Annotated in this window: 26 protein-coding genes; 8 read left to right on the top strand and 18 right to left on the bottom strand. The window is 67.0% G+C overall.

Annotated elements, in window-relative coordinates:
* Positions 1 to 36: 36 nt before the first annotated feature.
* The 4 genes from KBY86_RS12765 (at position 37) to KBY86_RS12750 (ending at position 4,651) form a co-directional block, all read left to right on the top strand.
* Positions 37 to 975 (top strand): MoxR family ATPase, encoded by a 939-nt coding sequence (locus KBY86_RS12765; RefSeq protein ID WP_233132904.1) that lies wholly within the window; start codon positions 37 to 39, stop codon positions 973 to 975.
* Entirely contained in the window at positions 962 to 1,939 is a 978-nt protein-coding gene (locus tag KBY86_RS12760) for a hypothetical protein (protein ID WP_255141353.1), read from the top strand. Before KBY86_RS12765 ends, KBY86_RS12760 begins: the two co-directional genes overlap by 14 nt.
* A complete protein-coding gene (locus KBY86_RS12755) occupies positions 1,936 to 3,753 on the top strand; it encodes a DUF3488 and transglutaminase-like domain-containing protein (protein WP_255141351.1) in 1,818 nt (605 codons plus the stop codon). The genes KBY86_RS12760 and KBY86_RS12755 overlap by 4 nt, the downstream gene beginning before the upstream one ends.
* 61 nt (positions 3,754 to 3,814) lie before the next feature.
* Positions 3,815 to 4,651, top strand: a complete 837-nt coding sequence (locus KBY86_RS12750) for a pentapeptide repeat-containing protein (RefSeq protein ID WP_255100174.1) — start codon at positions 3,815 to 3,817, stop codon at positions 4,649 to 4,651.
* Positions 4,652 to 4,669: 18 nt separating this feature from the next.
* Here the strand turns inward: KBY86_RS12750 and KBY86_RS12745 are convergent, their stop codons facing one another.
* The 7 genes from KBY86_RS12745 to KBY86_RS12715 form a co-directional block, all read right to left on the bottom strand.
* On the bottom strand, positions 4,670 to 7,060 hold the full coding sequence (locus tag KBY86_RS12745; RefSeq protein ID WP_255141349.1) for a type II secretion system protein GspD: 2,391 nt from the start codon (positions 7,058 to 7,060) through the stop codon (positions 4,670 to 4,672).
* A gap of 61 nt (positions 7,061 to 7,121) precedes the next feature.
* Positions 7,122 to 7,697, bottom strand: a complete 576-nt coding sequence (locus KBY86_RS12740) for a hypothetical protein (RefSeq protein ID WP_255141347.1) — start codon at positions 7,695 to 7,697, stop codon at positions 7,122 to 7,124.
* Between the two features lie 45 nt (positions 7,698 to 7,742).
* The gene (locus KBY86_RS12735) at positions 7,743 to 7,874 is read right to left on the bottom strand and encodes a hypothetical protein (protein WP_255141345.1); all 132 of its coding nucleotides are present in this window, start codon (positions 7,872 to 7,874) and stop codon (positions 7,743 to 7,745) included.
* Positions 7,871 to 8,581 (bottom strand): PilN domain-containing protein, encoded by a 711-nt coding sequence (locus KBY86_RS12730; RefSeq protein WP_255141343.1) that lies wholly within the window; start codon positions 8,579 to 8,581, stop codon positions 7,871 to 7,873. The genes KBY86_RS12735 and KBY86_RS12730 overlap by 4 nt, the downstream gene beginning before the upstream one ends.
* Complete coding sequence (locus KBY86_RS12725; RefSeq protein ID WP_255100178.1) at positions 8,578 to 9,546, bottom strand: hypothetical protein; 969 nt, start codon at positions 9,544 to 9,546, stop codon at positions 8,578 to 8,580. The genes KBY86_RS12730 and KBY86_RS12725 overlap by 4 nt, the downstream gene beginning before the upstream one ends.
* Positions 9,547 to 9,625: 79 nt before the next feature.
* The gene (locus KBY86_RS12720; protein WP_233132907.1) at positions 9,626 to 10,804 is read right to left on the bottom strand and encodes a quinone-dependent dihydroorotate dehydrogenase; all 1,179 of its coding nucleotides are present in this window, start codon (positions 10,802 to 10,804) and stop codon (positions 9,626 to 9,628) included.
* Between the two features lie 11 nt (positions 10,805 to 10,815).
* The gene (locus KBY86_RS12715) at positions 10,816 to 11,601 is read right to left on the bottom strand and encodes a ribonuclease H (protein WP_255141342.1); all 786 of its coding nucleotides are present in this window, start codon (positions 11,599 to 11,601) and stop codon (positions 10,816 to 10,818) included.
* Between the two features lie 62 nt (positions 11,602 to 11,663).
* On the opposite strand from KBY86_RS12715, the gene KBY86_RS12710 reads away from it, so the two are divergent.
* Entirely contained in the window at positions 11,664 to 12,362 is a 699-nt protein-coding gene (locus KBY86_RS12710) for a DUF3747 domain-containing protein (protein ID WP_094512039.1), read from the top strand.
* A 467-nt stretch (positions 12,363 to 12,829) separates the two neighbouring features.
* Here the strand turns inward: KBY86_RS12710 and rplL are convergent, their stop codons facing one another.
* The 8 genes from rplL to gloA form a co-directional block, all read right to left on the bottom strand.
* Positions 12,830 to 13,213: a 50S ribosomal protein L7/L12 gene (gene rplL, locus KBY86_RS12705; RefSeq protein WP_094512042.1), complete on the bottom strand. Its 384-nt coding sequence runs from the start codon at positions 13,211 to 13,213 to the stop codon at positions 12,830 to 12,832.
* 67 nt (positions 13,214 to 13,280) lie between these two features.
* Entirely contained in the window at positions 13,281 to 13,808 is a 528-nt protein-coding gene (rplJ, locus tag KBY86_RS12700; protein WP_094512046.1) for a 50S ribosomal protein L10, read from the bottom strand.
* Between the two features lie 362 nt (positions 13,809 to 14,170).
* The gene (rplA, locus tag KBY86_RS12695) at positions 14,171 to 14,878 is read right to left on the bottom strand and encodes a 50S ribosomal protein L1 (protein ID WP_094512049.1); all 708 of its coding nucleotides are present in this window, start codon (positions 14,876 to 14,878) and stop codon (positions 14,171 to 14,173) included.
* A gap of 147 nt (positions 14,879 to 15,025) precedes the next feature.
* A complete protein-coding gene (gene rplK, locus KBY86_RS12690; protein ID WP_094512052.1) occupies positions 15,026 to 15,451 on the bottom strand; it encodes a 50S ribosomal protein L11 in 426 nt (141 codons plus the stop codon).
* A 185-nt stretch (positions 15,452 to 15,636) separates the two neighbouring features.
* Positions 15,637 to 16,263 (bottom strand): transcription termination/antitermination protein NusG, encoded by a 627-nt coding sequence (nusG, locus tag KBY86_RS12685; protein WP_369803010.1) that lies wholly within the window; start codon positions 16,261 to 16,263, stop codon positions 15,637 to 15,639.
* Between the two features lie 135 nt (positions 16,264 to 16,398).
* Positions 16,399 to 16,647, bottom strand: coding sequence for a preprotein translocase subunit SecE (gene secE, locus KBY86_RS12680; protein WP_198948268.1), 249 nt, complete (start codon positions 16,645 to 16,647; stop codon positions 16,399 to 16,401).
* A gap of 47 nt (positions 16,648 to 16,694) precedes the next feature.
* Complete coding sequence (locus KBY86_RS12675) at positions 16,695 to 19,730, bottom strand: ATP-dependent Clp protease ATP-binding subunit (protein ID WP_255141340.1); 3,036 nt, start codon at positions 19,728 to 19,730, stop codon at positions 16,695 to 16,697.
* Positions 19,717 to 20,127 (bottom strand): lactoylglutathione lyase, encoded by a 411-nt coding sequence (gloA, locus tag KBY86_RS12670; RefSeq protein ID WP_094512063.1) that lies wholly within the window; start codon positions 20,125 to 20,127, stop codon positions 19,717 to 19,719. The genes KBY86_RS12675 and gloA overlap by 14 nt, the downstream gene beginning before the upstream one ends.
* Positions 20,128 to 20,274: 147 nt before the next feature.
* On the opposite strand from gloA, the gene eno reads away from it, so the two are divergent.
* Positions 20,275 to 21,570: a phosphopyruvate hydratase gene (eno, locus tag KBY86_RS12665; protein WP_094512066.1), complete on the top strand. Its 1,296-nt coding sequence runs from the start codon at positions 20,275 to 20,277 to the stop codon at positions 21,568 to 21,570.
* Positions 21,571 to 22,069: 499 nt separating this feature from the next.
* Here eno and KBY86_RS12660 read toward each other — a convergent pair whose 3' ends face one another.
* The 3 genes from KBY86_RS12660 to KBY86_RS12650 are packed head-to-tail and all read right to left on the bottom strand — an operon-like array spanning position 22,070 to position 24,657.
* Complete coding sequence (locus KBY86_RS12660) at positions 22,070 to 23,749, bottom strand: AarF/ABC1/UbiB kinase family protein (protein ID WP_255141338.1); 1,680 nt, start codon at positions 23,747 to 23,749, stop codon at positions 22,070 to 22,072.
* Complete coding sequence (locus tag KBY86_RS12655) at positions 23,749 to 24,090, bottom strand: hypothetical protein (protein ID WP_094512073.1); 342 nt, start codon at positions 24,088 to 24,090, stop codon at positions 23,749 to 23,751. The genes KBY86_RS12660 and KBY86_RS12655 overlap by 1 nt, the downstream gene beginning before the upstream one ends.
* A gap of 33 nt (positions 24,091 to 24,123) precedes the next feature.
* Complete coding sequence (locus KBY86_RS12650) at positions 24,124 to 24,657, bottom strand: hypothetical protein (protein ID WP_255141336.1); 534 nt, start codon at positions 24,655 to 24,657, stop codon at positions 24,124 to 24,126.
* Positions 24,658 to 24,849: 192 nt separating this feature from the next.
* On the opposite strand from KBY86_RS12650, the gene KBY86_RS12645 reads away from it, so the two are divergent.
* Positions 24,850 to 25,614 carry a 20S proteasome subunit A/B gene (locus KBY86_RS12645; protein WP_255141335.1) on the top strand — a complete coding sequence of 255 codons (765 nt, stop codon included), beginning with the start codon at positions 24,850 to 24,852 and terminating at the stop codon, positions 25,612 to 25,614.
* A 39-nt stretch (positions 25,615 to 25,653) separates the two neighbouring features.
* A partial coding sequence (locus KBY86_RS12640; protein ID WP_255141333.1) for a glutaminase occupies positions 25,654 to 26,412 on the top strand: 759 nt, incomplete at its 3' end.

Raw genomic sequence — 26,412 nt, 5'->3', positions numbered from 1 at the left:
ACTCAGAATCCTTTAATCTGATAGGAGGAACTGCTGGTGACGGTCCAGTCTGTGTCGCCGCAACGGGTCGTCCAGCATGTCAGCAAGGTCCTGCTCGGCAAAGACCAGCAGATCCGCTTGGCCGTGGCCTGCCTGCTGGCACGCGGCCACCTGTTGATCGAAGATCTGCCCGGCATGGGCAAAACCACCCTCGCCGAAGCACTTGCCCGTTGTCTTGGGCTGGAATTCAAGCGGGTGCACTTCACCAGCGATCTGCTCCCTGCCGATCTCACCGGCATCGGTGTGCTCGATACGGGCAGTGGCAACTTCAGCTTCCAGCCCGGCCCCCTGTTCAGCCAGGTGCTTCTGGCCGATGAGATCAATCGGGCCAGCCCCCGCACCCAGAGTGCGTTGTTGGAGGCGATGGCCAGTGGCCGGGTCAGCGTTGATGGCACCAGCCATGAGCTGCCCTCGCCCTTCTTCGTGATCGCCACCCAGAACGGCCTCGATCAAACCGGCACCGCCCCGCTGCCGGAGTCCCAGCTGGATCGTTTCCTGATGCGGCTCACCCTTGGATTCCCCGAGCGGGAAGCGGAGTTGGCCCTGCTCAGCGGCCAGGCGATGCGGCCCGATCAGCTGCCGGCCCTGCTGACCGCCGCCGATCTGCTCGCCCTGCAACAGCAGGCGGCGGCCCAGCATGCCGAGCCTTCTCTGCTCGCTTATGTGCTCGATCTGGTGCAGCTCAGCCGCCAGGACAGCTTCGGTGCTTCGCCGCTCTCTCCGCGCGCCGCCCAGTCGCTGTTGGCGGCAGCCCGGGCGTGGTCGTTGCTGGAGGGGCGCGATTTCGTGATTCCCGCCGATGTTCAGGCCGTACTTCCCAGCGTCTGCGAACACCGCATGGACAACGGCGAGCCGATCGCCACCAACGGTGTCGGTGCCTGTGCCTCCGGCAGTTGGAGCCACCGCTTACTGGCGGGCGTCGATGGTCTCCGCTGACCACCCAGCTGTCCCCAAGGCGAAGCGCAATGGCCTGTTCCGGCCTCACGCCGGGCACCAGCTGCGCCTTGGCGCCCGAAGCATCTACATCCTGCCCACTGGATTCGGCGCCCTTTGGTTGATGGCCGTCGTGCTGCTGCAGGTGGTGGGCATCCAGCTGCAAAGCAACGGCACGCTGATGATGTCTTATCTGCTGCTGGGACTCTTCCTCCTGGCGATGCATCTCACCGCCTTCAATCTGCAAGGCCTCGAACTGAGCTGCAGCGATCCCCCGCCAGGATTCGCCGATGCCCCACTCAACTACCCGGTGGTCGTGCGCAGCCAGTGTCATCGCGATCAGCTGCGCATCGGCTTCATCCTGGGCTCTGCGCTGCGGCAGGACAGCACCACCCAGAGCCGCGATCAGGAGATCCAGCCGGGCCAGTCCGAGTTGTCAATTCCCTGGCAACCGCAGCAGCGGGGGTTGCAACGGCCCGGCCGACTGCGTATCAGCTCCAGTGCTCCGCTCGGTCTGTTCCGCTGCTGGAGCCTGTGGGAACCGCCCACCGCCCAGCTCGTTTACCCAGCCCGCCGCGAAGGGCCGGTGGCCGAAACCTTTGCTGAGGCAGAGGGGAACCGGCTGAACGTAAGCGGCCGCCCCAGCGCCCTGGGCCACGACCACTGGGTCGATCTGCGGCCACACAGGGCCGAGGAAGGGGTCAGCCGGCTGTTCTGGAAATCCATGGCGCGGGGCCGGGGCGCCCACTCCAAGGTGTTCGGCGGCTCCCCGCCGTCGGAGCCCCTCCTTAGCCCCCAACCGGACTTGCCGAAGGAGCAGGCGCTCCAACACCTCAGTGCCCGCATCTGGGCGCTCAGTGCTGCCGGTGACAGCTACGGCCTGATCCTGGGCGGCACCACGATCGCTCCGGGCAGCGGCAGCCGCCATCGCGACCAGTGCCTGGCGGCCCTGGCCCTGCTTCCGTGAGCGGGCAACGGCGGCTGCAATGGGTGGCGCTCGGCCTACTGGCCGCCTTGCTGCCAGCGATCGACACCGGCATGCCGCTGAGCTGGGGGGCGATCTGCCTGATCACGCTCACCGCCCTCAAGCTGCGCGAGGCGCACTCCCGCAGCGAGTTGCGCCGCGCCTCGCTGCTGATTCTGGTGATCACCGGGGTGATGGCGGCCCTGCTGCCCGGTCTGGGGCCCAGCCTGATCCAGCTGCTCACCACGCTGCTGGCGCTCAGCAGCCTGCTGTCGCTGGAACTCGGCAGTGCTGTGCAGCTGCGGACCCTGCTGGCCCGCAGCCTGCGCCTGCTCGGCGCCGCCCTGCCGCTGGTGCTGGTGCTGTTTCTGCTGGTGCCGCGGGTCGGGCCGCTCTGGACGGTGCCCATGGGACAGACCGCCCGCACAGGCCTCTCCGATCAGCTCGACACCGGCAGCATCGCCGATCTGGTGGCGGTGGACACGCCAGCGGCCCGGATCAGCTTCACGAACGAAGAGCCGCCACCACCGGAGTCCCGGTACTGGCGGGTGCTCACGCTGCACAGCTTCGATGGCCAGCGCTGGGAACGGCTGCCCAACGAAGACAACCTCAATGCCTTGCTCCCACAGACTGCCGGCGAGCCACCCACCGGCAGCCGCGAACAGTTCTGGCTGGCCGAGCCCATGTTGCTACCGGTGCTCCCCTGGAGCGGCCAAGGCCAACCGCTGGATCCGGAGCTGCGCATCAGCCCCGATGGCGTGCTGCTCAACAACCGGCCACCGATCGAACGGCGCGCCTATGGCTTCACCAACCTGAGTGCGCCCGCTGCCTGGAAGCTTCAGCCGCCCAGGGAAGCCGCCCTGGAGCTGCCGGTCGGCATCAACCCCCGCCTACAGGCCCTCGGCCGTGAGTGGAAGGACACCCTTCCGCCTGCTGATCGGGTCGCTGTAGCCCAACGCTGGTTCCGCTCACAGCCGTTTCGCTACACCACCCAGCCAGGCTTGCTGCCGGGCCCTGATCCGGTGGACGCCTTCCTCTTCGACACCCGGACGGGCTTCTGTGAGCACTTCGCTTCCGGCTTCACGGCCCTGATGCGTGCCGCCGGCGTGCCTGCCCGCATCGTGCTCGGCTACCAGGGGGGAGATTGGGTGCCCCAGGTGGGCGGCGGCGGTTATCTGGATGTGCGTCAGAGCGATGCCCATGCCTGGAGCGAAGTCTGGCTGGCAGACCAGGGCTGGGTCCTGGTGGATCCCACCGCCTGGGTATCGCCGCTCCGAATCACGGCCGGCCAGCCGATCTCTGCCGGGCAAACCCCCCGCCAGTTCAGCCCACTGGGCTGGGCCCTGCTCCAGTGGCGCGGCATCGATCTGCGTTGGACCGGGTGGGTGATGAGCTTCAATCGCCAGGACCAGATGGCGCTGATTGAGCGGCTGTTGGGCAAGCGGCATGAATGGCTGGGCGCCTTGCTGGTGGCAGCACTGGCCCTCTGCCTCGGCCTCGTGCTGCCCTTGATGCACTGGAGCCAGCGGCGGCGCGACACCGATGGCCTGCGACGCGAGCTCGATCACTGTCTCCAGCGTCTGCGGCTGCTGGGGCTCGAACCACGCCCCGGTGAAGACCTCGGCAGCTTCTGCCGTCGAGCCGGACAGCAGCGTCCTGATCTCGCTTGCGCACTCGATGAACTGGCCTGCACCTACCTGCGGCAGCGGTTCGGGCCAGCGCTGCCGCAAGACCAGCGCCAGGCCTCCCGAAAGCGCCTGCGCCAGCTGCGGCAACAGCTCGGAGCCTTGCCCGCCGCCTCGAGCTCACAGGCATGAGCATCCGGGACAGGATCCGGCCCCGTTCCAGTCCAGTAAGTCGCGCTGCTCGATAGAACACATGGATCCATGCAAGCACCAGATGATGGGCGGTCTCCAGCCAAGGCTGGCTGTGCTGCTGCTGGGTTCACTGACGGCCTTCGGGCTGATGCCCCCAGCCGGCGCCTCCTCATTCGATGCCGTCGTGCGTCTGCTGGACACGCGTTCCTGCAAGCGCTGCGAGCTGCAGGACGCCGATCTGGTGCGGGCAGACCTGCGCGACGCGGATCTGCGCAACGCCCAGCTGCAGCGCGCCAACCTGAGTGGTGCCCGTCTGGATGGGGCCAAGTTAGGCGGGGCGAATCTCAGCTTCACCAGCCTCCAGGGGGCCTCGCTCAGGGGGGCCGATCTGCGGGGGGCCACGCTGGAAGGCACCGACCTGCGGGAGGCCGACCTCAGTGGCGCTCAGGTCGACACGGGCAGCCTGGCCACCACCCACTGGCAGGGGGCCCGGGGCATCGATCCCGCCCTTCAGGGACACGCCGAGCTGCACAATGCCGGCGTCGCAGCGGCCAAAGCAGGGCGCCTGCCGGAGGCAGAACGCTTCTTCGACGCGGCCATTCAGCGCGACCAGGAGGCGGCGATCAGCTGGGTGGCACGCGGAATCGTGCGCGGAGAGCAAGCCAAGACCGAGCAGGCCGCCGCCGATTTCAGCTATGCCGCTCAGCTCTACGCCACCAGCGGGGATCTGGCCACGTCCGAGCAGTTGCTGGAGGCCTCCGCCAAGCTGAAAAAAGATCCGCGGCAAGGAAAAGACGGAGGCAATGGCTTCGGCAGCCAGGTTGTGGGCGGGGCAATGGGTGTGGTTCAGTTCCTGTTGCCGTTGGCCGCCAAGGCGTTCATCCCCCTGGCGTTCTGAACCCTCACCGCTGCGGTTTCACTGCGGGTTGCTCATGAACTGGCGGGATTCCGGCGTAGAGGGCTGGAAGCCATAGCCGAAGGTGGCGCCGTCATTGTCGGAGATGATTCGCGGCGTCACCATAATCACCAACTCACGCTTTTCTCGTCGGTTGGAGGAGCCGCGGAAGAACTGACCGACCAAGGGAAGATCACCAAGAATGGGCCATTTTGTTACCTCGGCGATGTCCACATCGGAAATCACACCGGTGAGAATCAGGGTCTGGCCGTCGCGGACCCGCAGAGCGCCGGTGTCCAGCCGCCGCACGCTGAGAATGCTCACTTCGCTGGTGCAGGAAGGTGGGCCCGGCACCGAGTCGGTGACGGCGGAAATACTGGGGGAAAGTGAGAAGGTCACAAAGCCGTTGTCATCGATTTTCTCGACGCGGGCGCCCAGCACCAGACCAGCTGTCGAGAGTTCCAACGTGCATTGGGTACCACCATTTTCCTGCTGCTCCACCTCAACATTGGTGATCACATTGGTGCCCACCCGCACGACTGATTCGTTGGCACGGCTGCGGGCAATGGGCGAATCGATCGTGTAGGCATCAAGGCCCTGGTTGGAGCTGCCGCTATCACCCCCGCCTTGGCCGCCATCACGCAGGCGGGAGGGATTTTCTTGCAGGATCAACGTGGGACTTGCGATCAGCTTGGTGTTGCGCGAAACGATCTGGGCCTGAATAAAGTCGAAGAAGTTGTCTTGCGGGAAATTCTGGCCGGGATTCCGCCGGAAGCCATCGGTTATGGCAGCGCCGACCGACCGACCGCCATTCAATGCTGCCGCACCAGTGGCCACCAGCCCTGGAAGGTTACTGCCCTCAACCTGAACTTGTCCCGGTGTTGTGCCTTGGGCAGGCGTGAGTTCAACTGCCAGGTCGCTAGGAACACCGCGCCGGAAATCACCAGCCGTGGGCGGGAGCCGCGACCCGAATGCACCCAGCAGTTGGCCATTGTCATTGACGATGAAGTTATTACCCCAGCGGAACGCAAAGCTGTTGGCGATATCCTGGGAGTTCTCCAGGTTGATATCAAGGATGCGCACCGCAAGGGCCACCTGCCGCTGGCGCAGATCCAGCTGCTTGAGATAGGCCTCAGCGATCGCCACCAGAGAGCTTTCCCCCACCAGGGTGATGGTGCCGAGCCTGGTGTCGGTGGTGCCGATCAGCCCCACCAAAGGCCCCTGGCTGGCGCCGAAGGAGTTGATCTGCGTGGTGGTGGCAGTCGTGGCGGTGGAAGCGGCCGTGTTGTTCGCCGGTGTGCCTGTGGAAGCCACCTCGCTGGAGGTGGATGTGGTGGTGAACGTCTTGTTGATCGTGGCCCCGAGGCTCGCCAGGTAGTCAGCAGCGGAGTTGGCTGACGCCTGATTCAGCCGGTAGACCTTGGAGAGCTGAGATCCGAAGGTTTTGCTCAGCGCATCCTTCCCTGCAATAATTACATTCCCCTCTAACTTCGCCTGAAGTCCAGACGCCAGAACAATTGAGTTAATCGCCTTTGCGTAGGATTCATTTCGAAATGATATTGTAACTCGACGCGCATCTTGTCCAGGCGTGACAAACTTCTCAGTGCTTTGCTGGGCTTGATTTCCCGTGGACCTTGTGATTTCTACATCTGGTGTCGAGGGGTCTAGGTAAACGAAGCCATAGCCCCCCATCTGGGCCACGGCCATCAGCGCGTCTTTCGCCGGGGCATTGCGGAGGGTCATGGTCACACTCGGACCCCGCAGATTCATGAAGCTGCGGTTGCGCAGGAGCATGCTGCCGACGGCCATGTCGCCCACCGGCGGTGCCACCGCCCTGGGTTGTAGCGGCGGCGCAAAGCGCGCCTGATCCACCCGGCCCGGTGTATTGAGGTCAAGCCGGCCGGTCTGGGTGGAACCCTGGCGGGGAGCGGGGAAGGTGAGGATCAGGTTGCGGCCGTCTGCGCTCACCACCGGGCGAGGCATGGAACCCCCACGACTCGGAGACACCTGCAGGAAGAAGCGGGTGCCTTCGCCTTCAAGGCTCACCGTCTCGAAGCCCAGATCCGGCAGGCTCACCCTCTGGGGGCCACGCCGCAGGCTGTTTGGACCGGTGAGGAGGATTTGCCCCTCCCAGCCCCGGTTGTTGGTGAACTGCTGCAGCTGCGGAGCTGCACCGGTGCCTTCGATCACAAACTCCACCGAATCGGGCAGGCGGCGGATCTTCAGCTCCACTGAGCCGGACTGGCTGGCGGGAGGGTTCGTTCCGGCGGCAGGAGTCCCCGGCTGAAATGGGCCCACCTGGGCGGGCGCTGCCATGGCTTCGGCAACCGGCAAAAGGGTCAGCACTGGAAAGGCTGCCGAAAGAGCCAGACTTCCAACTCGTCGCACTGACCGGTTCTCCGCAAATTTCATCGTTGGGGGATCTTATGTGTAGAAGTGAACGTGTGCGACGCGGTGGGCATGAATGGGGAAATCAGGGCGTCGTGGGCTGAGCGGGCTTGGGCGGCTTAGGCGGCTTGGGCGCTGGATCTCCCTCTCGATAGAGAGAGAGATTGAGCTTGAGATCAGCAAGTGGAGGTGAATTAGCTCCAGCAGGGGCACTTGCCTCTCGAAGCGCCACGTTCAGATCGCTCTGCACAACCAGCAGCCCCAGACGCTCCAACCGGCGCAGGAAATCAAGCAGGTTGGGATAACGCCCGCGGGCACTGAGCAGGGTCGTCGCTTTCACCAGGCCACTGGCTTCCAATGGGTCCTGGGGCGGGGGCGGCGGAGCATTGGGGTCGGCGGCAGCCTTCCCTTGGGCCGGTTGGCCCGATGCGGGAGGGGCGCCCTCGGCAGCCGCCGGTGCGGCAGGCGGGGCAACGGGTTCAAACACATCCAGCTGGATTCCGGAAGCACTCGCTTCCCGGTTGAGCTGCGCCATGAAGGTATCGAAATCGCCGCTGCCGGCGATGAGCTGCAGAAGGTTGCTCTGCTGCTTGCGGATTTTTTCGGTGTCCTCGATCTGGCGCAGCCGCTGAACTCGCAGCAGGGGAAGACGGCGCTCCATCTCGCGCAATTCATCAAGCTGGACCTGGTCTTGGCGCAGGCTGCTCTAGGGCTGCCAGACCCCGCCGAAGAACACCAGTGCTGAGAGCAGGGCACCGGCGGCGATCGGGAGACCCGCCAGCAGTCCGATCCGCAAGGCAGGGGATGGCGGTTTGATGCCTTCCTGGAGGTTCGTCATGGCAGCACTCCCTCACGGCGGAGCTTCTGCAGCCGCAAGGCGAGGCCTTCAGCGCCGAGGCTCTGCAGCAAGGCCAGGCGCTGGTTGAGTGATTCGGCCGTAGCGCGGAAGCCCGCAGAAATTTCAAAGGCCACCAGATTGGCCTCTGGGCTCGACCCTGACCCTCCAGCTGAGGGCCGGCTTGCTCTGGCCAGGGTGATCTGGCTCGGATCCAGCAGGGGTGAGCCCTGGAGTTGGAGCACCAGAGCATTGATGCGCTCAAACGCACCCGGATCAGCGCTGCGGCCTTTGATCAAGAGGGCCTGCTTCTCCACCGTGAGTTGGGTCAGCTGCAGGCCGCGAGGGGTGCGCTGGCTCACATCCGTCATCAGCGCCGAACCGGAGCGCAGTGTGACCAGTCCGCCGGCCAGGGACGCGTTGCTGGCGCGGGTTTTGTCATTGGCGGCCTTCTCGGCGGCCAGTTCCTGCTCCAGCTGGGCCACCTGCCCCCGCACCGGTGCGAGACGCTCCAATTCCTGAGAGATCATCTGCTGCTGAATCCGCAGCAGCAGCGAAACGGCCAGCATCACCACCACCAGGCCACCACCGACGGCGGCGCCGATCAGCAGTAGGCGCCGAGCGTCAAGAGGTGGTGGCCCATCCGCTGGCAGGCCCAGTTCAACCCGGCGTTCGCGCAGCAGGTCAATGGGGGGTAAGGAGGCGCTCATCGGGACAGGTCTCCGGCAGCCAGGCCGCACATCCGCACCAGGGACGCTCCACCGACCGCGTCGGCAGCGGAAGGGTCAGGATCGTTCTCGGTGCCGACAATGCTCAGCCACCTTTGCTGCAGGGGGTCGACGATTTCCACGCTCCACGACGGTGTCGGCGAGAGCGTATCGGAAACCTTCGCGCAATCTTGAGCGGGGCCGTAAACCAGCACCCGCACGGACGTCATGCTCGGATCCCGGCGCTGCCAGAACGCCAGACAGGTACGCAGCTCCCTTTCGATCGACATGGCGCCTGCTGTGACCCGCCGGCTGAATTCGGGGATGCCATCACGAACCAGCAACAGATCGGCACTGTCCCCACGGAGCTCGAGCAACACCATCAGTTCGCCGGCAGGAGCCGCAGCAATCAGAGGATCCAACGCCCGCAGCGTCACAACCTGGGCGGGCTCAAGGCAGACAAGATCCAAGGCGGCAATGGAGAACACCTCCACCCAGGCCTGGATCATGGCGCGCTGGCCGATGGCCACCAGTGAGGTGGGGGGGCGGGATGGATCCCGCGAGGGGAGAGGCCCAAGAGTGATGTAGGTCTGGCTCATTGGGAATGGGAGCCCCAGATCCGGGTTCAACTCCCGCAGCGCCAGGTCGGGCTGCTCAGGCCAGTCGTCATAGGGCCACTCCACCACCCGGAGCGTGCAGGCAGCGGCGGGCAAGGCCGCCACCACCTCCGCCCCCATCAAGTTGAGCTCCACCACCAGATCACCGATCAGGTCCCCAAGGGCCGCTTTCTGCTGAGGTTGGCCACCGCTGCAGGTGCCGCGTGGCAACGGCACAGTGCGCAGCAAAGTGCCTGTGGGCGGGTAGGTGGCTCCCTTCAAATGCATCAAGGTGACTTGCTCGTCTTCCAGCACCAGCAGGAGGCGGGGAGGGAACAGACGGGCCGTCAGAGGCCGCAGCCGTTCTTGCAAGCCAGCGAGAACCAAGATCGGCGACGAAAAGATGCGCGAATCGTATCGGCAGACTTCCGCCGACGCACCGAATCGCTCGCTAGGCGCTCAGGTAAGGCAAACCGCTGCCCACCGCTTCGCCGATATGGCGGCAGCCGTGGCGGTCGAGTTGCTGCTGGAGGCCTTCAAGGATGGTTGGCACAAGTGCAGGCCCGGCGTAGATCCAACCGGTGTACAGCTGAATCAACGACGCCCCCGCCGTGATGCGCTCCCAGGCGGATTCAGGCGAGTCGATGCCACCCACCCCCACCAGTGGCAAGGCTGGTCCAGCCGTGGCCCGCAGCCGGCGCAGCACCTCCAGCGCACGGCCACGCAGCGGGGCGCCACTCAGGCCACCGGCCTCCTCCTCCAGGGTGCGTCCGGTCTGCGCGAGGCGGCGCTTCTCCAGGCCCAGACGGTTCAAGCTGGTGTTCACGGCGATCACGCCAGCCAGCCCCTCCTGATAAGCCAACCGCGCGATCGTGTCGATGGCGTCGTCTTCCAGATCAGGAGCGATCTTCACCAGCAGGGGCGGGCAACCTGGCAGGCGGCGCAACCGTTCCACCAGCCGTCGCAGCTGGGTGGCGTCCTGCAGGTCCCGCAGCCCCGGGGTGTTGGGAGAGCTCACATTGATCACCGCGTAATCGGCCAGCGGGGCCAGCAGCTCCAGCGTGGAGGCGTAGTCGTCGGGGGCGCGCTCGAGCGAGGTGATCCTGGATTTGCCCAGGTTGAGGCCAAGCACGGCCGGACGTTGCCCGGCCGGCGGCAGGTGCTGCTCTTCCAGGGTGCGTTTGGCGGCCACAGCGCCGTTGTTGTTGAAACCCATCCGGTTGAGGGCGGCCCGCTCCTGCGAGAGGCGGAACAGGCGGGGCCGCGGATTGCCGGGCTGACCGTGCCAGGTGATCGTGCCGAGCTCGGCGAAACCGAAGCCGAACAGGTGCCAGATGCCAGCCGCCACCGCGTTCTTGTCAAAGCCGGCCGCCAGGCCCAGCGGATTGGCGAAGCGGCAACCGAACAGGGTCTGCTCGAGGCGGAGATCCGGCCGCTGCAATTCCGCCCCCAGGCCCGCCAGGCTGCCCGACACCAGTGGCCAGTGCCGGCGCCGGGAGGCCAGCCCCAAGGCGGTGAGAGTGAGCTGGGTGAGCTGTTCGGCGTCGGCCCCGTCATCGCGGGCGAGCAACGGACCGACCCAGCGCCGGTAGAGCGCTTCGGTGCTTGACAGGGGCGGGGCCGATGCCATGGGGGGTTCCATCAACGACGCTCCAGGCGCCAGCGACATTGGTCGAGCGAGCGGACGTGCCAATCGCGCCAGACCCAGTCGCCGGGACGCTCGGCCAAACGGGCGAGGGGAAGATCCACCAGCTGGGCCAGCTCGGCTGCCGAGAGGGTAAACCCGCCGTCCGCCAACCGGTCCGCCAGTTCCAGGCGGCTGAGCAAGGCGGTCAGTGCCGGTGGCGCAGGGTCGTCAGCAGGGGTGCCGGCAGCAAGGGGGTCACTGGACGCGGGTGCTGAGGTGGCCGGTGGAGGAACAGAAGCAACAAGAGGAGCGGCGCCTGCGGCAGCGCGCCCGGCCAGGGCAGGTCTGCCGCCGCGGGAAAAGGCCACGGCGATCACGTCGCAGCGGTCGTTGTCGGGGTCGCCGCTGTGGCCGCGCACGTGCACGAGCGGCACATCCGGCAGCCGGGCCCGATCCAGCGCTTCCCAGAGGTCCTTGTTGAGCACCGGGCTGCCCGAGGCGGTGCGCCAGCCCTTGCGCTTCCAGCCAGCCATCCAGCGCTGCAGGCCATCGATGAGGTAGCGGCTGTCGGTGCGCAGTCGCAGATCCGGGTGGCGTGGCAGCTCGCGCAGGCGCTCCAGCACCGCCAGGGCCGCCGTCAGTTCCATGCGGTTGTTCGTGGTGGCCGGATCCGCGCCCCCCAGTTCGATCATGCTGCCGTCTTCGAAGCGCAGCAGTGCCCCCCAGCCCCCTGGGCCCGGGTTGCCACTGCAGGCCCCATCACAGGCCGCTGCCACCACCCGCACCGGCTCAGCACCCACTGGGCGTCAGGCGAAAAGTTCGGTAAACATTGGATCCCCCTCGGGCCAGGACGCACACGATCATGAAGCGAACTTACCTGGCCCTGGCGGGACTCGGTCTGGCGATGGCCGCCGCCCCTGCCGTGAACAGTTCCGTGGCCCTGGCCCAGGGCGTGTTCAACAGCGTGCCTGTGGATGCCTCCCGCTTTGCGGTGCTGGCCAAGCCGGTGGGCTCGGCCGACTGGTCGCTGCTGGTGCTCGAGCAACTGGCACCCCGGCCCCTGTGCTGGGAACAGCGGCCGGATGGCCTGGTGGATCCCTCCCTCAACCGCTTCGATTTCACCGGCATCTGCAGCCGTTATCTCGACAGCAACGGCTACTCGCTGCGGGTCGCCGACCAGGATCTGGCCAGCCGCTACCGCCTGCGGCTGCGGCAGGTGGGCCAGGAGCTTCAGCTGCAGGCGATGAGCCCCACGGAAACCACCACCCTGGTCGTGGGGCGCGGCACCGTGCCGCTGCGCGATCGGGATGCCTTTGTGGCCATCACCCTGGAGCCCGACTGGCAGCTCAACCGCCGCGCCTTCGGCAACCAGACCCTCAGCCACGTGTATTTCGCCAACGGCACGCCGCTGGAGGACCTGCTGGCACGGGCCGCTCAGGCAAGGGGCTCGCTCGTGGCCGGCCGCCAACGCCCACTGCTGGGCCGCAGGGACGACAGCAGGCCCTCCTACGAAGAAACCGAGGGACCGATCGCCCTGCAGGTGGTGCCGTTCGAGGAGTGAACACCGAGGGGATGGGGGCGGCTACGAAAGGAGCAGCAACAGCCGCGGTGACAGTTGAACCAGCGACCCATTCCCCCACTCCCCCCTTATCAGCAGCGTTAACGTTCGGGGGTGTGAGGGGTGAGGGGCGACCTTCAAGGGTCGAAACAAGGACAGACTCCCTGAAACGTCCCACCTCTAAAGCCCTGCCTTCGGCGGGGCTTTTTTTTGTCTTGACGGTTCCGCGGCGGCTGGGGAGGCCAAGCTGCTTCAGGACGGCCGGCCAAGCAAGCCGCTCCAGCCGAGGGGGCCAGCAGATCACGCCCACAAAAAAGCCAGCCTCGGGGGCTGGCTTCAAGATGAAATGGGTAAGCAGACGGAACCCGGGAGGGAGCCCGAAGGCCAGCCGGGCCGTTGAGGCCGATCGGGCCAGGGAGAAAAGGCCGGAAGCAAGCGGGTTGGGGCAGCCGAACGGCCACCCCCGGAGATCACTTGACGGTGACCTTGCCGCCCACTTCTTCGATGGCCTTCTTGATGGCTTCGGCTTCGTCTTTGGAGACGCCTTCCTTGATGGCCTTGGGAGCCGCTTCGACGAGAGCCTTGGCTTCGCCGAGGCCGAGGCCCGTGACTTCACGGACGGCCTTGAGCACCTTGATCTTGGAAGCAGCGTCGAAGCCGTCGAGCACGGCATCGAATTCGGTTTGCTCTTCGACGGCCTCAGCGGCAGCGGCAGGAGCCGCCATCATCACGGCGCCGGCGGAAGCGGCGGCGGACACGCCGAAGGCTTCTTCGATCTGCTTGACGAGCTCGGAAGCTTCCAGCAGGGAGAGGGTTTTGAGCGACTCGAGGATGGAGTCAGTGGTGGCGGACATGGTTGAGATTCAGCAACAGATCGGGTGAATGGGGAGCGACGACTCCAGGAATCGCCGCAGTCGGCGGTCAGCCTTCGCCGGAATCGGCGTGCTGCTTGAGCGCTCGGGCAAGACCGGACGGAACTTCGTTGATGCCCACAGCCAGCTTGGTGGCCACGGCGTTGATCGCACCTGCGATCTGCGCCAGCAGCACCTCCTTGGAGGGCAGCTCACCGATGGCCTTGACGTCGTTCTGGGACAGGAGCTTGCCTTCGAAAAGGCCTCCTTTCACTTCCGACTTCTTCGTGTCCTTCTGGAAGGACTGAACGGCCTTGACGGCAGTGCCGACGTCGCCCTTGATCAGGACGAACGCGTTGGTGCCGGTGAGCAGGGAATCAAGTTCCGACCAGGCACTGTTTCCATCGATCGCTCGGCGCATCAAGGTGTTTTTGGTCACCTTGCAGATGCCGTTGCTGGCCCGCAGGCGGGTGCGCAGGTCGGACATCTCCTTGATCGACAGGCCCTTGAAATCAAGGACCAGTGCCATTTCCGATGCACCGAGGAGCCCTTTGAGCTCTTCGACGATCTGTTGCTTGCTCTCCAGTTTGCGGCCCATAGGAGTGGAACGAATCGGTGGGAACAAGCCGGGCCCGCGGCCCCTGAAGCCCCTCACTCGAAGTGCCGCTCCTTGAAGGTGGCGGCCCGCAAAGGCCAGCACCGCTGGGGCGTTTGGAGTGACGGACCCGCCCCCGTTTCAAACGGGGGCGCGACGAGGCCGCCTGACGATTCGCACCACCGGGAACCGGAGTGCCAAACCTTCCGCGAGCACCTCGGCAGGACTTATGAACAAACGGACTCCCGGAAGGTTTCCCGGAAACTCGATCGCTCACCTGCTGTCTTGGGTTGGGCGCGTGCCCTCTGGACAAGCCAGTGGATCAGCCTACACCGGAAACCTGCCCGCTTCCGGGCCCTCGGCGCTCAGCTGTCGCGCTTGATGTCCTGCAGCACGGTGACATCCACCTGCACCGACGGACCCATGGTGGAGGTGAGATAGAGGCTCTTCCAGTAGCGACCCTTGGCACCGCTGGGTTTCTGGCGGTCGATCACTTCCTGCAGTGCCTTGAGGTTCTCCAGCAGCTTCTCGGTGCTGAAGCTGGCCTTGCCGAAGCGCACGTGCACGATGCCGGTGCGGTCAGCACGGAATTCCAGTTTGCCGGCCTTGAATTCATTGATGGCGGCGGCGAGGTCGGTGGCCACGGTGCCGGCCTTGGGGTTCGGCATCAAGCCGCGCGGACCGAGCACACGGCCCAGCTTGGCCACCTTGGGCATCATGTCCGGGGTGGCGATCAGCAGGTCGAAGTCGATCTGGCCGCCGGCGATCGACTCCACCAGATCCTCATCACCGGCGAGGTCGGCGCCGGCAGCCTTGGCTTCGGCGACCTTCTCACCACGGGCGATCACGGCAATGCGGATGCTCTGACCCGTGCCGTTCGGCAGGGCGACCGTGGTGCGGAGCTGCTGGTCGGTGTACTTGGGGTCAATGCCGAGGCGGGCGTGGGCCTCGATCGTTTCGTCGAATTTCGCGGTGGCGTTGGCCTTGACGAGCTCAATGGCCTCGAGAGGCTCGTAGGCCTGGTCTTTGACCGCTTCGGCCAGGGCGGTGTAACGCTTGGAAGGGTTCGGCATGGTGGGAGTTGGGGTGCGGGCGACGGAGCCGGCGGGCGCATGAGGCCCGGGCCCTGGGTCTCCCCCGGGTGGGGTGAAAAGGAAAGGAGCAGGGAACTGGATCCGGCGCAGGGGCCTCGGCCAGTGGCGACATCAGGCCGGGGGCCTTCAGTCGCGGACGGCGACGCCCATGTTGCGGGCGGTGCCTTCGATGATGCGCATGGCCGCCTCGACACTGCTGGTGTTGAGGTCGGGGAGCTTGGTCTTGGCGATCTCCTCGAGCTGGGCGCGACTGATGGCACCGGCATCTCCCTTGGCGGAAGTGGCGGCACCTTTGGGAATCCCGGCAGCCTTGGAGATCAGCACCGACGCCGGCGGGGTCTTGGTGATGAAGGTGAAGCTGCGGTCTTCAAAGACCGAGATCTCCACCGGGATCACATACCCGGCTTTGTCCTGGGTGCGGGCGTTGTACTCCTTGCAGAACGCCATGATGTTGACGCCGTGCTGACCGAGGGCGGGGCCCACGGGCGGAGCAGGGTTGGCTTTGCCGGCATTGAGGGCCAGCTTGATCACGGCTACGACTTTCTTGGCCATCGGCTGGTCTGGGGAACGGAAACTCCCTCGCGGGAGATGGGGGCGTACGCCCCGGTGGGCTGGACAGGATCTCCCCGAGGGGAGGTGTGCGGATCGCCGTTCGCGGGGAGCGGCGGTGTGGTGTGTCCGCCGCAGGCGGTGAACACACCCAGGGCCACCCTCCGCAGGGAGGCGGCCGCTGGTGATCAGCTCTGCTTGCTGATCTGGGAGAACTCGAGCTCCACCGGGGTTTCCCGGCCGAAGATCGAGAGCAGAGCCTTGAGCTTGCTGCGCTCTCCCGACACTTCGATCACCTCGCCCTGGAAATCCTTGAACGGACCCGCGGTCACGAGGATCTGATCCCCCTCGGTGATGTCGACCTTCACCAGTGGCTTCTTCTCAGCGGCGCGCTTGAAGATGCGCTCCACCTCGGGCCGGGTGAGGGGCCGGGGCTTGATGTGGCCACGGGCACGGCCGGTGGCGCGGCGCTCTTCGGCCCCCACGAAGTTGATCACGTTCGGGGTGCTCCGCACCGCCATCATCGTGTCTTCGTCGAGCACCATGCGCACCAGCACGTAACCGGGGAACACCTTCTCCTCGGTGGACTGTCGGCTGCCGTCTTTCTTGAGCTTGATGGCAGGCGTCTGCGGGATCTCGATCTCGAGGATGCGGTTACTGACGCCCAGGGTGATCGCCCGCTGCTCCAGGGTGGCCTTGACCTTCTTCTCGCAGCTGGAGGCCACCTGCACTGCGTACCAGCGGGCCACCTGCGGCTTGGCCTCGGCTTCAGCGGCGGCGGCCGGATCGACAGCTACCGGGTCGACGGCTGCCAGGTCGACCGCCGCAGCGCTCAGGGCGTCAGCGTCGGTGAGATCGACGGCAGCGAGATCAGCAGGGGCGAGTTCGGCTTCTGACACGAGGTTGAGGAAAGGACGACGAGGCGGCGTGGGGAATGCGGGGCGGGAGGATCAGCGGAAGATCTGGGAGGACAGCCAGCCGAAGAGGCGATCGATCGCGGCGATCGAGGCAGCCGACAGGCCCACCATCAGGATCACCGCCACCGATTCGCTGAACAGTTGCTGGCGGCTGGGCCAGACCACCTTGCGCAGCTCTTCCAGCAGCGAGGGGAAAAAGCCCGTGGCTGCCGCCCCTGCCGGCGGCGTGGGCTCTGCCTCAGGCAAGGTTTCGGTGGTGGTGGAGCGGGTAGGGGATTCCACGGTGGCCTGCGCACCGGTGCGATCGCACGAACCGGCAAACAGACACCCTACCGGACGTCACTGCCGGCCCCGGCCAGCGGCGTGAAGCTAAAGCGGGCCGCCGGGTCGCCCTCGGCCGCATCCGCCAGGCTCACCCGCACGCCCCAGGCGCCGCTGAAGTGGTCGGCCAGCAGCTCAGTGGCCAGCGGATTCTCCACGCTGCGCCGCAACAGGCGCCGCAGTGGCCGGGCGCCGTACTCCGGCTCATAGCCCTGGAGCGCCAGGCAGGCCACCACCCCGTCCTCCACCTGCAGCTGCAAGCGCTGCTCCGCCAGCAGGGTGGCCAGATCAGCCAGCTGCAGGCGCACGATGCGCTCCAGGTCGGTGGCAGCCAGCGGACGGAAGCGGATCACCTCATCGATGCGGTTGAGGAATTCGGGCCGGAACTGGGAGGCCAGCGCCCGCTCCACGGCCGCATCGAGGGCGGCATCCAGTGCCAGGACATCCGGCGGCGAGGCCTCAGGGGCACCAGCGGCGGCACCGGCACGGGCCCGCTCCAGGATGGCGCGGCTGGCCAGGTTGCTGGTCATCACCACCACGGTGTTGCGGAAGTCGACGGTGCGCCCCTGGGAATCGGTGAGCCGCCCGTCGTCGAGCACCTGCAGCAGCAGGTTGAACACCTCAGGGTGGGCCTTCTCCACTTCATCCAGCAACAACACGGCGTAGGGCCGGCGCCGCACCGCCTCGGTGAGCTGGCCGCCCTCCTCGTAGCCCACATAGCCGGGCGGAGCCCCCAGCAGGCGAGCCACGGCATTGCGCTCCATGAACTCACTCATATCGAGGCGCACCAGCGCCTCCTCCTCATCGAAGAGCGCTGCCGCCAGCGCCTTGGCCAGTTCCGTCTTGCCGACACCGGTGGGGCCGAGGAACAGGAAGGAGCCCACCGGCCGACGCGGATCCTGCATGCCGGCCCGGGCACGGCGGATCGCCGCCGCCACGGCCGCGACGGCCTCGGGCTGGCCGATCACCCGTTCCCCCAGCCGTGCTTCCAGCTCCAGCAGCTTCTGGCGTTCGCCGGCCAGCAGCCGCTGCATGGGGATGCCGGTCCAGCGGGCCACCACATCGGCGATGTCGCCCTCCTCCACCTGCTCCCGCAGCAGAGCCAGCCCGCCCTGCTGGGCGCTCTGCAGCTCGTCCTCGAGGGCGTTGCGCCGCTGCTGCACGCCGTGGAGCTGGTCGTACTGCAGACGGGCCGCCTCCTCCAGATCACCGTCGCGCTCGGCTTCGGCGATGGCGTGGCGCAGGTCTTCGTCCTGCTGGAGCAGCTCGCGCAGCTCGGCCAGCCGCTCCCGCTCCGCCTGCCAGCGGTGCTGCAGCTCCTGCAGCCGGGCCAGGGCGAGGCGACGCTCCTCCTGGCGCTGCAGTCGTTCGGCCAGCGGGGCGGCTTCGGCCGCAAGCAGGGCCAGCTCCACGCGGCGCAGCTCAGCCTCGGCCATCTCCACCACCTGGGGCTTGGAGGTGACCTCCATGCGCAGCTGAGCGGCGGCCTCGTCGATCAGGTCGATCGCCTTGTCCGGGAGGCAGCGATCGGCGATGTAGCGATCGGCGAGACGGGTGGCCGCCACCAGGGCGCCGTCGGTGATGGTGACGCCGTGGTGCAGCTCGTAGCGCTCCTTCAGGCCGCGCAGGATCTGCAGGCTCACTTCCAGGTTGGGCTCCCGGATCACCACCTGCTGGAAGCGGCGGTTGAGGGCCGGATCCTTCTCCACCGTGCGGCGGTAGTCCTCGGGAGTGGTGGCGCCGATGCAGCGCAGGTCGCCGCGGGCGAGGGCTGGTTTGAGGATGCTGCCGGCGTCGGCGCTGGAGCGGTCAGTGCTCACCACGGTGTGCAGCTCGTCGATGAACAGCACCACGCCCGCATCGGGGTCGCTCACTTCCGCCAGCACGCTGCGCAGCCGTTCCTCGAACTGCCCGCGGAACTTGGCGCCGGCAATCAGGGCACCGAGATCGAGGCCGATCAGGCGGATCCCCTTGAGCGAATCGGGCACTTCGCCGGCCACGATCCGCTGGGCCAGCAGCTCGGCGATGGCGGTCTTGCCCACGCCCGGCTCACCGATCAGCACCGGGTTGTTCTTGCCGCGGCGCGAGAGCACCTGGATCAGGCGGCGGATTTCGGTGTCGCGGCCGATCACCGGATCCAGCAGGCCGGCGCGGGCGGCGGCGGTGAGGTCGCGGCCGTACTGCTCGAGAGCAGAGGGCTCGACCTCCAGCCGCAGGCCATCGGAACCGCCGTCGGCCTCGGGAGCTGCACTGGGAGCCGGGCCGGTGGCCGGGACAGCCGCAGGGATCGCCCGGACGGAGCCAGAGCCCATGGGGCGCGTGGCCGGAGGAGCGGCGGGGGCAGCGGAGCGAGCGGCCGCAGGGGCAGCCTGAGCCCCAGTGCGGCTGGCGCCCTGGTAAGGGAAGGGCACCGGGGGGGCGGCGTCGATCCAGTCGTCAGCCTCTCCCTCCCCGCCGTCTTCCCGCTCCGCCTCAGCCGTTGCGGCGCGGGTAGACGCGGCATCAGCGACCGTCACGCGTGCGGATGGGACGGCCAGGCGGCGGGCTCCACTGCCAGCCTCAGGCCGCAACAGGCGCAGCAGGCGTTCCTCGCTCAGGCCCTCAGCGGCCAGCAGGCTGCCGCCGATGCGGGGCTCATCCAGCAGGGCCAGCAGAAGATGGGGCACGTCGATCAGGCGGGAGCCCCAGCCAGCACGGCGTCGATCGGCCGCCTCCAGCAGATCCTCGAGGGCGTCGCCGACGAACAGCTCCTCCCCGGCGGCACCCGGTTGGTCGGCGCAGAAAGCCTCGATGCGATCGAGCAGGCGATCGGCATCCAGCGGCAGCGGATCGATCCAGGGGGCATAGCGCGGGTCCTGGAAGAGCACCTGCAGCAGGTGTTCCACATCCAGCTGGCCATGGCGCCAGCGGCGGGCCTGATCCTGGCCGGCCAGCAGCAGCTCCCAGGCCGCCTCGCTGAAGCGGTCGGGGTCGGCCGTGAGGCTGGCCGGCGGCGAGGCGGCGGCGGCGGCAGCGGTGTCGGGGTAACGCTCAGGCGGCTGCATCGGCCCCCGCAGCAGCGGGCCGCTGGATCAGCTCCACCTTGTAGCCGTCAGGGTCCTCCACGAAGGCGATCACGGTGCTGCCGTGCTGCATCGGCCCCGGCTCGCGCACAACGCGGCCCCCTTTGCCGGCGATGGCGGCGCAGGTGCCGTAAATGTCTTCGACACCGATGGCGATGTGGCCGTAGCCGGTGCCGATCTCGTAGCTGCTGGTGTCCCAGTTGTGGGTGAGCTCGAGCGCCGTGGTGTCGCTCTCGTCGCCGTAGCCCACGAAGGCCAGGGTGAAGCGGCCGGCGGGGTACTCACGCCGGCGCAGCAGTCGCATACCCAGCACCTCGGTATAGAAGGCGAGGGAGCGCTCCAGATCGCCCACCCGGAGCATGGTGTGCAGCAGACGCATCAACGGTGAGCGGGATCGCCCCATTCTGGCCGTGTGCCACCGCGCGGTGAACCTAGCCAGGAGCCAGTGCTGTGCCAACCAGCACGCCGCGGGGGGAGGGGGTGCCCCATAAGATCCGCACGCGTACCCGTTTGCCCCGAGGCCATCGTGATCGACACCCTCGACCTCGTGATCGACTCCATCGTTGCCCGTGAGGTGCTCGATTCCCGCGGCACCCCCACCGTGGAAGCGGAGGTGCGGCTCGAAGGCGGCGCCGAGGGCCACGCGATCGTGCCCAGCGGGGCCAGCACCGGTGCCCATGAAGCCCATGAACTGCGTGATGGCGGCAGCCGCTACTTCGGCAAGGGCGTGCTGCAGGCCGTCACCAACATCGAAGAGAAGATCGCACCGGCGCTCTGTGGGTTGAGCGCCCTGGAGCAGGTCACGGTGGATGGCGCCATGGCCGAACTCGATGGCAGCGACAACAAATCGGCCCTGGGGGCCAATGCGGTGCTGGCCGTGAGCCTGGCGGTGGCACGGGCGGCGGCCAACGGTGTGGGCCTGCCGCTCTACCGCTATCTGGGTGGCCCGATGGCCACGCTGCTGCCGGTGCCGCTGATGAACGTGATCAACGGCGGTGCCCACGCCGCCAACAACATGGATTTCCAGGAATTCATGCTGGTGCCGCACGGTGCCCCCAGCTTCCGCGAGGCGCTGCGCATGGGCGCTGAGGTGTTCCACACGCTCAAGGGCCTGCTGAGCGCCCAGGGGCTGTCCACGGCGGTGGGCGACGAAGGTGGCTTCGCGCCGGATCTGGAAAGCAACGACGCCGCCGGCGCCCTGCTGGTGCAGGCGATCGAGAAGGCCGGCTACAAGCCGGGTGAGCAGATTTCCCTGGCCCTGGATGTGGCCAGCACGGAGTTCTACAAGAACGGGCTCTATGCCTTCGGCGGCGGCAGCTACAGCGCCACCGAGATGGTGGATCAGCTCGAAAAGCTGGTGAGCCGCTATCCGATCGTGTCGATCGAGGATGGCCTCGCCGAAGACGACTGGGAGGGCTGGGCCCTGCTCACCCAACGGCTGGGCGGGCGCGTGCAGCTGGTGGGCGACGACCTGTTCGTGACCAACACCACCCGCCTGCAGCGGGGCATTGAGCAGGGCATCGCCAATTCGATCCTGATCAAGGTGAACCAGATCGGTTCACTCACCGAAACCCTGCAGGCGATCGACCTGGCGGGTCGGGCGGGTTACACCAGCGTGATCAGCCACCGCAGCGGCGAAACCGAAGACACCACCATCGCCGACCTGGCGGTGGCCACCCGTGCCGGCCAGATCAAGACCGGTTCACTCAGCCGCAGCGAGCGCGTGGCGAAATACAACCGCCTGCTGCGCATCGAAGACGAACTGGGCAGCCAGGCGATCTACGCCGGCGCTGAAGACCGGGGCCCGCGCGGCCGGGGCTGAGCGCGAATAGAGAGGGAGCGGCGTCTGAATCGTCTGGACGATCAAGCCGGATGTTCGGCCTCGCCCTGGCTGTGTCACGACTTCCGCTTGATCGGATTCGGCAGAACTGCTGGAGCAACAGGGTCCACACATCGAGATTGCAATGCCTTGCCTAAGACACAAGACGTGAACACGATGTTCATGTTGAGTGTCAACGAGCCATGCACCAGGCGCAATTGACAACATCATGACTGGAAGCAAGAGCCTGACTACACACAGCCTTCCGACTCATGGTTACTCACTTGAAACCGGCCTTCTCCAAAGATGAACCCATCCACCAAGTGCGGCAAACACCACGTGCGGCAAACAGGCTCAACCTCAACTGGAACGTAGATCGACCCTTCGAACAGAGGAACAGCGGCTCTATCGCTGAGCCCCAAATCCTTCCGAACGATCAAGAAAGCAGGGTGCCGATTGAAGCATCTTCACCGATAGCTTCATCACCGGCTGCGCCGTTCATCTACCCGCCTGCGCCGGGAAGTTTTTCCAGGCGTCCATCGCGACGCAGGCGGCCCTGCAGCTTCAGCCAACTGAGCGTGACCGGCAACGCCGCCACCAACGGCACCGCCACCAGGGCCGGCCTGGCGCTGGCGGCCAGCAAGGCCGCAGACACCGCCAAGCCTCCGAGCAAGAACGACTGACCTGCCGCCTGCTGGGCGGTGGCGAGGCGGCGCAGGATGCGGTCGGTTTCGCCGGCACGCATCTGCACCTGGAGATCTCCCTGCTCCAGACGTGAAAGGCTGTCTTCCAGGCGGCGGGGCAGACCCAGCGCGCGGCTGCTGAGCTCGCCGGCCTGGCGGCCCAGTTCGCCGAGGAAATCGTTGGGTCCAGTGCCGCCGGAGGTCATCAGGGGGAGGAGGTAAGGGCGGGCAATGGCCACCAGGCTAAAGGTGGGGTCGAGGCTGCGGCCGACCCCCTCGAAGGTGGAGAGGGCGCGCATCACGAAGATCAGCTCCGCCGGCAGGCGGAACGGCTGGCCATACACCAGGTCGTAGAGGTCGCCGGAGAGCTTCTCCAGCACATTGGCGGAGAAAGGCGGCGTCAGCGCCTCAGTGAGCATCACCCGCACCAGGCGCCGCACCGGGCCGGCGTCGATGCCGGCGGCGATCACGCCCGCCCCCTGCATCTCTTCCACGAGGGCGCCGGCGTCGCGGGCGGCAGCGGCCCGCACCATGCGGCCCAGCCGCCCGCGCAGGCGCGAGGAGAGCTGGCCCATCATGCCGAAGTCGTAATAGATGAGGGCGCCATCGCTGGCCACCGCCAGGTTGCCGGGATGGGGATCGGCGTGGAAAAAGCCGAAACGCACCAGCTGCTGGAGATAACTGGCCGCCCCCTTTTCCGCCACCGCCGCAGGATCGATACCCGCCTCAACCAAGGCGGGGCGGTCGTTGATCTTGATGCCGGGGAGATAATCGAGGCAGAGCACCCGGCGGGTGCTCAGTTCCCAGATCACCGCCGGAATACGGATGCCGGGATCATCCAGAAACTGCTGGCGGAAGCGGGCGGCATGTTCAGCTTCGAGGCGAAAGTCGAGTTCCCGCAGTAACACGCGCCGGCATTCCTGAGCGATCGAGACCCAGTCACGGCCCTGGCCCCAGCGGGGATGGCGCTGCAGCACCGCCGCCACCTGCTGCATCACCTCCAGATCGAGCCGGAACAGCCGCTCCAGCCCCGGCCGCTGGATCTTGAACACCACCTGGCGACCGCTGCGCAGGCTGGCGCGGTGCACCTGGGCCAGGCTGGCGGAGCCGAGCGGCAGCTCCGCCAGATCGATGATCTCATTGCAGCGCTCGCCCAGTTCCTCCTCCAGCAGCCGCTGCACGGTGGCGAAGGGGAAAGCGGGCACCCTGTCTTGCAGGTGCGCCAACTCCTCCACCCAGCCGGCGGGCAGCACATCGGGGCGAGCCGAGAGCAGCTGGCCCAACTTGATGAAGGCCGATCCCAGGCTGAGCAGCTCGTTGGTGAGCCAGCGGGCACGCTGGCGCTGACGCACAGCCCGATGCTCCGCGCTCGGCGGCCCCTTACCCCGGTACGACCAGGCCCGGCCATCCAGCCACAGCCCTGCCAACAGCTGCAGCACGCCGCGCCAGATGCGCAACGAACGGGACAGGCCCCGCCACCCTTGCAGCAGGCGCCCCATCAGGGCCGGTCCTCAAGGCGGCGCGACAGGCGCGCCACCTGGGCCCGCAGGGCATCGATCTGCTCCTGAGGCGTGCCCCAGGCGGCAGTGGCCACCGACTGCGCGTCCATGGCGCCGGAAGCAGCGCCTGATGCCGACGCCGACCCAGCCGCCGGATCGGTTTCCAGCCGCTCCGCCTCCGCCTCCACCTCTTCCAGGAAGAGGCTCCATTCCTGGCGCAGTCGCTCGGGCGCCTCCTGGGCAAGCACCGCCAGGGCTGCGGCGGTTTCCACCAGGCTGCTGCCAAGCCGGGCACCCAACCTGTTGATGGCGGCCTGAACGATGGATTGGGGCGCGCTCATGCGGGGGCCGTTGGTTGGCGAAACTGTGGCAGATCAAGGCGTTGTGCCGTTGGGATCCGCCGCCGCCGGCGGCTCACTGGGCGTGATCACCGAATCGGAAGGAGGTGGCGGCTCGGCTGGCAACAGCGGCGCTTCCGGCACCGGCTCCTCGCGGGTGCTGGCCTTCGGGTCGGCGGGCGCCGGGGTGGCCCGGGCCGCAGCCTCGCGCTTCTCCTGTTCCTCGCGGCGGCGCTGCTCCTGCTCCAGCAGGCCCAGGTCTTCGACCGCCTCGCTGGGGGTGCCGAAGCGCATGCGCAGGCTCTCCAGGCTGGTGCCAGGAGTGGGCCTCACCTCAAAACCCTCACCGAGGCGGGCCGTGCCATCGGGACGGAGATCGAGCAGGCGCCCGGTGAGGCCGTAGCCGAGCCCGAAGGCAACTCCCGCCACCAGCGCCAGCGTCCAGCCGGGAATAGGGGGCTGGGCCGGCGGGCGGGCGCCGGGGGTTCGTGCGCCGGAGCGGCCGGCGGAATCGGCGTCGGCGCCCCTGGCGGGACGCTTTGACCTGCGACGCGCACCGGCCTGGGTCATTGGTCACGGTTGGAAGGCCCCCATCCTGCCCGCGCCTGTGCGGAGCCGCCACGGCTGGCCGGCAGGTGACCGTTTGGGTGCCAGACCGTGGGCTGGGCGGATCGCTGAGCACAGCGGCGGAATCTTGGCGATGTCCTGTGGCTCACATCTCCCTCGACGCTAGGGTTTTGCTGCTCTTGCAGACCATTCAAGGTGACCTATTGCATCGGTTACTGGCTGGAGAAAGGGTTGGTTTTTGCTTCTGATTCCCGCACGAATGCCGGAGTTGATTATATTTCCAGCTATAGCAAGATGTATGTGTTTCAGCCGGCCTCCGATCGGCTGTTCGTGCTGCTGGCCGCCGGCAATCTCGCCACCACTCAGGCGGTGGTGAACCACATCCAGCGCGACCTTGACCAGGAGATCGCTAGCCAAGCCAGCACTGGTGAGGGCCTGCGTTCCTGCCACTACCTGTTCGAAGCGGCCAACTACATCGGCGCGGTGAGCGTGGCGGTGCAGGAGAAGCACCGGGCCGCTCTGCAGCAGGCGGGCACCAGTGCCGAGGCCACCTTCATCCTGGGCGGGCAGATCGGCACTGAACCCCACGGCCTGTTCATGGTGTACCCCCAGGGGAATGCGGTGATGGCCACGCCGCAGACCCCCTATCTCCAGATCGGTGAATCGAAGTACGGCAAGCCGCCGCTCGACAATGTGGGCTCCACCAATCTGTCGCTGGAGGATGCCGCCCGGCTCTGCCTGATCTCGGAAGTACTCACCCACCGCTCCAACCTCACCGTTGGCCCGCCGTTTGAGCTGGCGATCGTGCCCCGCAACAAGCACACGGTGGCCCATCGCGTCACCTTCGAGGCGGAGGCGCCGGAACTGGCCGCCATGATCGACACCTGGAGCAGCGCCCAGCGGGAAGCCCTGCACCGGCTGCCCAGCTTCGTCTGGGAGCAGAACCAGGACACGGCCTGACGCGCCAGTCGCCACCGCCCCACCACCAGCCGTTCACCCATGCACACCGTTTCCGAGTGGATCTCCACCGGCCACCTGCCCTCCGCCGAGGTGGTGGAGGCACTGGTGCTGGAGGCGCATCAGCGCTTTGCGCCGGTGCGAGAGGGCAAGGTGGCCGATTACATCCCCGCCCTGGCCGCCGCCAATGCCGAGCAGTTCGGCATCTGCGTGGCCGGCTGCGGCGGGCAGCTGATCGAAGCGGGCGATTCCCGCGCCTCCTTCAGCATCCAGAGCATCTCGAAGCCGTTTCAGTTCGCGCTCATCTGCCAGGCGATCGGTGAAGACGAAGCCCGCGAAAAACTGGGGGTGAACAGCACCGGCCTGCCCTTCAATTCGGTGCTGGCGGTGGAGCGGAGCAGCGAAGGGCTCTCCAATCCGATGGTGAATGCCGGCGCCATCGCCGCCACCAGCCTGGCTCCAGGCACCACGCCCGAGGAGAAGTGGGCCTTCATCGAGGCCGGCTTCTCCCGCTTCGCCGGCCGGCCACTGGAGGTGGATGAAGAGGTGTACAGCTCCGAGCTGGCTACCAACCGACGCAATACCGGCATCGCCAGCCTGCTGAGCGCTCAGCAGCGCCTCTGGTGGGATCCGGAAGAGGCCACCGATCTCTACACCCGTCAATGCTCGCTGCGGGTCACCAGTGCCGACCTGGCCGTGATGGCGGCCACGCTGGCCAACGGCGGGCGCCAGCCGATCACAGGGGAGCAGGTGATCGATGCCAACCATTGCCAGCACGTGCTGGCGGGGATTGTCCCCCCC

Source organism: Synechococcus sp. Lug-A (genome assembly GCF_024345655.1).
Classification (GTDB): Bacteria; Cyanobacteriota; Cyanobacteriia; order PCC-6307; family Cyanobiaceae; genus MW101C3.
This window is presented reverse-complemented; position numbering and strand designations above follow the sequence as displayed.